The sequence below is a fragment of the Bradyrhizobium genomosp. III genome, assembly GCF_000261705.1.
Taxonomy (GTDB): Bacteria; Pseudomonadota; Alphaproteobacteria; order Rhizobiales; family Xanthobacteraceae; genus Bradyrhizobium; species Bradyrhizobium ottawaense.
The window spans coordinates 1-5,841 of record NZ_AJQF01000494.1 but is presented as its reverse complement, the minus strand read 5'-3'; the positions used below and the strand labels follow the sequence as shown (position 1 = coordinate 5,841).

Here is a 5,841-nt window from a genome sequence, read left to right as displayed (position 1 = left end):
GCAGGCATCGGCCGCCGCCAGCACGGCCTTTGCGTTGGCCGAGGGATCGGCGACATGGGACGTGGTGACACAGGCCGCCACGCGCGCAAATCCGTGGGCGTAGATCGAGTGGAAAGTCATCGAGCGCAGTACCCTTAATCTCTTCGCTGCCGAAGCCGTCAGCTTCAGACCCTATGTAGCCCATCGACCCGGTCCCGTGCAGGCCATCCGCCGTCATGCATAACGGATTTGCGCCGCGGTCTGCCCAGCGCCATCTGCCCGGCGCCTTGGTCTGCCCGGTACCTTGGCGGGCTCAGGCGCTGCGGGCCAGCACGCCGGACAGATCGTCGCGCAGCCACGCGGCGATCCGCGGCCAGGCGTGCGCGTGGGTGCGCGCGCCCATGAACAGGCCGAGATGATTGCTCGGCTCGGAAGCCGCCGCAATGAAGGCCGGCGGCGTGCCGAGGAGACCGGCGGTGGCGAGCGCCTGCGCAGCCGGCACGACCTCGTCGTCGAGTCCGGCCAGCAGGAAGACCGGCGCCTTGACGTCCGTCGGATCGACCGTGCGACCAAGAGCGACGAAACTGCTGCTAGCGATCTGGTTCTCCCGGAAAATCCGGTTGACGATCTCCAGATAGTATTTGCCCGGCAGATCGAGCGTCTCGGCGTTCCAGCGGTCGAACCGCGCGAGCAGCGCCGCGCCCTCCTCGTCCGAGAGGTCTCTCTGCAACGCCGTTACGATGTCGTCGCGGTTCGGCGCCTTGGACCAGAAGCGCAGCATCTCCTCGCCGCGGACATTGCCGCCGCCGCGTGCGACGAGCTGGTCGTAGACCATCTCGGGCGCGTTGCGGGTGAGCCGGCACAACGAGGATTCAATCGACAGATCCACGGGAGCGCCGACCAGCACCAGCCGCCGCACCTTGGCCGGAAAGCGCGCCGCATAAAGCAGCGACAGCCAGCCGCCCTGGCACAAGCCGACCAGATCGACCGGCGCGCCGATCTCGTCGATGGCGACATTGAGATCGCCGAGATAGCTGTCGATCGAGAGATAGCGCATATCCGGCGTCGCCGACCGCCAGTCGGTGAGATAGACCCGGTCGATGCCGCCGGTCTGCAGCGACTGCACCACACTGTGGCCGGGGGCGAAATCGGCGATCAGGGCCCGATGCAGCGCATATGGCGCGCAGACCAGCGCCGGCTGGCCGGACCGCGCCTGCGAGCAATCGCGCAGGCGCATGGTCGCGAGCTCCAGCGCCACGGTGCTCGGCGTCGTCCAGGACAAAGTGCTGTCGCCCTGCTCCGCCGGAGCGCGCTCCAGCCACCAGAAGCAGCTGTCCATGGCGAGGCGCGCCGCTGCCAACGGCCACAGCAGCGGGTCGTCCGGGACGGGGCCCTGCGCGCCGCTCTGTTTGCCGGCCTGATTCACCATGACTATCTCACCATCGTCACAGGAACGCCTCGAGGCTCACGATGGAGATGCCGAGGTCGCGAAAACTCCGATGGGCCGCGGCGACCGAGCCGTCGAGATCGATGCCGCGGCAGGCGTCCTCGATGACGGCGACCTCGAACCCTGCCTTGCGGGCATCCTCCGCCGAGAAGCGGACGCAGAAATCAAGCGCGAGGCCGGCGACGAACACGGTCTTGAGCTCGCGTTCGCGCAAATATCCAAGCAGTCCCGTCGGCGTCCGCTTGTCGTTCTCGAACAGCGCCGAATAGGAATCGATGCCACGGCGAAAGCCCTTGCGCACCACGAGGCTCGCCCCGACCACGTCGAGATCGCGATGGAACTCCGCACCCGAGGTACCCTGCACGCAGTGCGCCGGCCAGAGCACCTGGGTGCCGTAGTCGAGCTCGATGGTCTGGAACGGCTGCTTGCCCGCATGGTTCGGCGCGAACGAGACGTGGTCGCGCGGATGCCAGTCCTGGGTCAGCACCACATTGGCGAATTTTTGGGCGATTCGGTTGATGGCAGGGACGACCTTCTCGCCGCCGGGAACGGCAAGCGCCCCGCCGGAGCAGAAATCGTTCTGCACGTCGATCACCAGCAACACGTCGCGGTCGGAAATCTTCATCGCCGGGCTCATTCGATGTGCCCGGCGCGCCGGCGCCGGACAAGTCCGCTGAGTGTCGGCCTTCCCGCGCCGCTTCGCAACCGCCCGCGCCGTGCGAAGCCCCGCGCGAATTGGTCATGGGGAAACCCCCATGATGCAACGGTTTGGCCTCGTCCGTGTTGACTAGGCGCACCCAAGGGCGGATTCTCGCACTGTCCGCGACTGCGCGGATCGGGTCGAAGGACTGGAGGACAGGGTTGTCGTGCCGCAAGGCGGCGGCAGCCACGGAGTCATGAATATCGGCAAGACAGGACAGATACTTCTCGCCGATATCGGCGGCACCAATGCGCGCTTCGCGCTGATCCGGAGCGAATTGGACCGCGGCGACCTCGGCAACGGCGACCAGACCGGACCGATCGACTATGTGAAGGTCGCCGACTTCCCGACCGTTCGGGAAGCCATCGCGGACGTGCTGGCGCGCCGGTCCGGCGGCGCCCAGCCGCAAAGAGCCGTGCTGGCCGTGGCGGGTCCCGTCACCAACAACCGCTGCGTCATGACCAACAGTCCCTGGGTCATCGACGGCAACGAGCTGCAGCCGACTCTCGGCTTCGACAGCGTCCATGTGCTCAACGATTTCGAGGTGGTGGCCTGGTCCCTGCCCGCCTTGCGGCCTGCCGATCTGATCCCGCTCGGCGGACAGGATGGCCTGCCCGGCGAGCCGTTGCTGGTGGTCGGCCCCGGAACCGGCTTTGGCGTCTCGTGTCTGGTCGAACGCCATGGCGCGCGCCTCGCCGTCGTCACCGAAGCCGGACATGCGACCCTGCCGGCGGAGAACGAGCGCGAGGAACGTGTGATTGCGTGCTTGCGCCGACGCCTTGGCCACGTCTCCATCGAGCGTGGCGCGCTCTCGGGTTCCGGGCTGCAAAACCTCTACGAAGCCTTGGCTGAGGTTGACGGCGCCCAGGTGCCGCACCGCGACGCTGCCGCCATCACCAAGGCCGCGCTGGAAGGCACCTGTCCCGTCAGCCGCGCGACGCTGGAGATGTTTTGCGCCATCCTTGGGTCGGTCGCCGGCAATCTCGCGGTGACGTTCGGTGCCCGCGGCGGCGTCTATGTCGCCGGCGGAATCGTGCCGCGCTTCCCCGAGTTCCTTCTCGCTTCGGCGTTCCGGGCGCGCTTCGAAGCCAAGGGGCGCTTCCAGGACTATCTTCGCAACATCCCGACCAAGCTCGTGACCAAGCCAGACGCGAGCTTCGTCGGCCTGAAGATGTTCGCCGACTCCAATCCAAACTGAAGTCGGTCGTCCCCCTGCTCATGGTTCCATTAATACACAGCTGATTGCCGCGCACGCGGGGTTCCACGCAGGAACGTGCTTGCCTGCGTGTTCCGGATGAGAAACAATCCTGCCGTGTGTTTGTGTGTGGCGTAGTTGCGGGGGCGTGACATGCGTAAGCAGGATTTGGGTTTCGACTACCACCGCTATCATCGCCTGCTGAGCGAGGCGGATGACGAAGACAAGCGGCTGGCCCTGATCGACTTGCTGATCGAGGAAAAGGCGCGAGACCGGCTGGCCGCCCAGCGCGCTTCGGACCGCGCGGCCATGACGGCCCACACCATTGCCAGGGTGCTGAAGAACGGCCGCAACTGAGACTTGCAATCCGGCCCGCGACGCCGGAGAACGCGGGATCCAATTGGGATTCCGTTAAGGATGCCCCGCAATCTGACGTCAAACTTTTTGCTCTAGGCTTCCCTCACCTGATGCAATTCAGGGTCAAACAAGGGGGCAATGACATGAGCATGATTTCGATCGCCGCGATGCCGGCCGTCGTCGAAACGCGTTTCGCCGATTCGTCCTTCAAGACCATCTTGCTGTTCTGCTGCACGGGCCTGGTCGCCTCGTTCGGCCTGATGACGTACGGCATCGACCTCGGCGCCGGCCTGATGTGAGACCGCGACAAATTCCGTCGCCCGATGGCCGCCTCCGACGGGCGGCCATTTTCGTTGGGCTAATCTCAGTGCGGGGTCTTCGTCGTCACTCAGTGCGGCGTCTTCGCCGTCACTCAGTGCGGCGCTTTGACCGGGGCTCCCGGAAACATGGAATCAATCATCGCCTTGAGCTGATCCATTGCGATCGGCTTGCGCAGGATCGGCCTGCGCCGGAGCAAGGACGGCAGCAGTTCGGGACCGTACCCCGTCGCGAACATGAACGGCTTTCCGCGACGTTCGATCAGGTCGGCGACGGGATCGACGTAAACGCCCATCAGATTGATGTCGAGGATGGCCATATCGTATTGCGCGGTCATGGCGAACGCGCTTGCGTCCCGGACATTGTCCGCTTCCGCGACGACGTGGTGGCCGAGTTCCACCACCATGTCGGCGATCATCATCCGGATCAACGCCTCGTCTTCGACCAGGAAAACGGAGAGTCCGTCCGCCATATCAACCCCGCAGTCAGCTTGCCAAACTAATCATAACTCAATTGCGGAGAAGATTCACGAATTCGTGGCGGGCGCCGTTAATTCACACGCGCCCGATCCGATTCAACTTGATCAATCCAATCCCCGCTCGTGGCTCAGCCGCACCATCTCCTGAATGAAGACCTGCTTCTGCCTGTCATCGAGGCTCGAAAACAGCGGCTCGGCGGCGTCGGCGACATTGCGCTGGTCGGCGGCGCGGTCGATCAGGAACTGCGCCTCGTTGCGCATCTGCTCGATAATGTCGTCGGGCGGATCCCGCTTGGCGCGCGCAACCCGCAAGTTGAGCCGCTCTGCACCATTATGCCCAAGGTAGTGCATTGCGCTCGAGAAGCCGTACCAGTGCTTCTCCTGATCAGCCGTGAGGTTCAGCTGAGTCTTGATCCGCTCGATATAGGAATCGCTGTTGGCGACGATCTGCTCGGCGGTCTGCTGCGGCGCGCCGGTCTGAGTGAGGACGGTGACATCCTTATTGTCCTTGCCCTGCGGTGCGTTCTTGGCCTCCTTGCTCGCCTTGGCGCCCTTGCCTGCCTTGGCGCCCTTTGCATCCTTGTCCTTGGCCGCGCCCTGTTGCTTGGCGTCCTTGCCTGCATCCTTGGCGGCCGGGGCCTGATTGCCATTGTTGTTGCCGACGCCGAGCACGCCGGTGAAAACGCCGACCACGCCGCCGATTGCACCGCCGAGCACGCCACCGACGGGACCTGCCGCCTTGTTTCCGGCCGCCGCGCCGTCCTGAACGCCTTTGACCAAGCCTTGAGCTTGGGCCATTGCGGCCGCACCGAGCAGCAGCGTAAGCACGGCCCCCAGCGCAAGCCATCGCCGCATGTGAAGCCGCGCAGACGGCGCCGGGTTGATCATTCTCGTCTCCATCGTCGATCTGACTGGCCTGTTGGGGCGGAGTCACCCGCCAGCTGCAACTCTATCGTTTCCGCCGCTTCGCGGTCCAGACGCAGCCGAATGCTGTCCACGTCCGAAAAGTCTTTCGCGCGAAGCGGTTATGCAGGCTTATTCGAAACTGCGGCGTAATTGCGCACGGATCGTTCGGGGCCGGTTCACGCGAAGTGTGCGTCGCAAAACAAGCGATCGCAGCTCACGACCGGCAAAGCGCTGCCGCGTTCGGGGACGCAACGTTAGTTCTAGGCGCGAGACGTTCGGCTTTCTCGACAGACGCGGTCAATCATGATCTGATCGCGCTACCAATTTGCTGCGGCCTGCGTGAATTGTTCACTCGGGCCGATGGCATCAATAAGAAAATCCAACAAGAGCTCGGAAAAGAAGTCTTAGAGGAAACTCCAACAACAAACACCCAGGCGAGGAAACGAGATGTCACGCAAGAC

Annotated in this window: 8 protein-coding genes; 4 read left to right on the top strand and 4 right to left on the bottom strand. The window is 64.4% G+C overall.

What is annotated here, in order from left to right; translation table 11 throughout:
• Positions 1-292: 292 nt before the first annotated feature.
• Entirely contained in the window at positions 293-1,408 is a 1,116-nt protein-coding gene (locus IC66_RS0138580; protein ID WP_038951101.1) for an alpha/beta fold hydrolase, read from the bottom strand.
• A 16-nt stretch (positions 1,409-1,424) separates the two neighbouring features.
• Positions 1,425-2,063, bottom strand: a complete 639-nt coding sequence (gene pncA / locus IC66_RS0138575) for a bifunctional nicotinamidase/pyrazinamidase (RefSeq protein WP_038951100.1) — start codon at positions 2,061-2,063, stop codon at positions 1,425-1,427.
• Positions 2,064-2,322: 259 nt separating this feature from the next.
• Between pncA and glk the strand changes: the two genes are divergently transcribed.
• From glk to IC66_RS47910, 3 genes are all read left to right on the top strand, one after another.
• Complete coding sequence (glk, locus tag IC66_RS0138570) at positions 2,323-3,324, top strand: glucokinase (RefSeq protein ID WP_038951099.1); 1,002 nt, start codon at positions 2,323-2,325, stop codon at positions 3,322-3,324.
• A 150-nt stretch (positions 3,325-3,474) separates the two neighbouring features.
• Complete coding sequence (locus tag IC66_RS0138565) at positions 3,475-3,678, top strand: hypothetical protein (RefSeq protein ID WP_028136378.1); 204 nt, start codon at positions 3,475-3,477, stop codon at positions 3,676-3,678.
• A 143-nt stretch (positions 3,679-3,821) separates the two neighbouring features.
• On the top strand, positions 3,822-3,977 hold the full coding sequence (locus IC66_RS47910) for a hypothetical protein (protein WP_162832271.1): 156 nt from the start codon (positions 3,822-3,824) through the stop codon (positions 3,975-3,977).
• A 113-nt stretch (positions 3,978-4,090) separates the two neighbouring features.
• Here IC66_RS47910 and IC66_RS0138555 read toward each other — a convergent pair whose 3' ends face one another.
• Together IC66_RS0138555 and IC66_RS0138550 are read right to left on the bottom strand one after the other, a co-directional pair.
• Positions 4,091-4,468, bottom strand: coding sequence for a response regulator (locus tag IC66_RS0138555; RefSeq protein WP_028144593.1), 378 nt, complete (start codon positions 4,466-4,468; stop codon positions 4,091-4,093).
• 111 nt (positions 4,469-4,579) lie between these two features.
• Complete coding sequence (locus tag IC66_RS0138550; RefSeq protein ID WP_038951098.1) at positions 4,580-5,362, bottom strand: Spy/CpxP family protein refolding chaperone; 783 nt, start codon at positions 5,360-5,362, stop codon at positions 4,580-4,582.
• 203 nt (positions 5,363-5,565) lie between these two features.
• On the opposite strand from IC66_RS0138550, the gene IC66_RS48035 reads away from it, so the two are divergent.
• Positions 5,566-5,841: hypothetical protein (locus tag IC66_RS48035; protein ID WP_210161490.1), on the top strand; the 276-nt coding region annotated here is incomplete at its 3' end.

Coding starts and splice junctions, on each gene's coding strand:
- pncA (WP_038951100.1), bottom strand. CDS start 2,063: ATGAGCCCGGCGATGAAGATTTCCGACCGCGACGTGTTGCTGGTGATC.
- IC66_RS0138565 (WP_028136378.1), top strand. CDS start 3,475: ATGCGTAAGCAGGATTTGGGTTTCGACTACCACCGCTATCATCGCCTG.
- IC66_RS0138555 (WP_028144593.1), bottom strand. CDS start 4,468: ATGGCGGACGGACTCTCCGTTTTCCTGGTCGAAGACGAGGCGTTGATC.
- IC66_RS0138550 (WP_038951098.1), bottom strand. CDS start 5,362: ATGATCAACCCGGCGCCGTCTGCGCGGCTTCACATGCGGCGATGGCTT.
- IC66_RS47910 (WP_162832271.1), top strand. CDS start 3,822: ATGAGCATGATTTCGATCGCCGCGATGCCGGCCGTCGTCGAAACGCGT.
- glk (WP_038951099.1), top strand. CDS start 2,323: ATGAATATCGGCAAGACAGGACAGATACTTCTCGCCGATATCGGCGGC.
- IC66_RS0138580 (WP_038951101.1), bottom strand. CDS start 1,408: ATGGTGAATCAGGCCGGCAAACAGAGCGGCGCGCAGGGCCCCGTCCCG.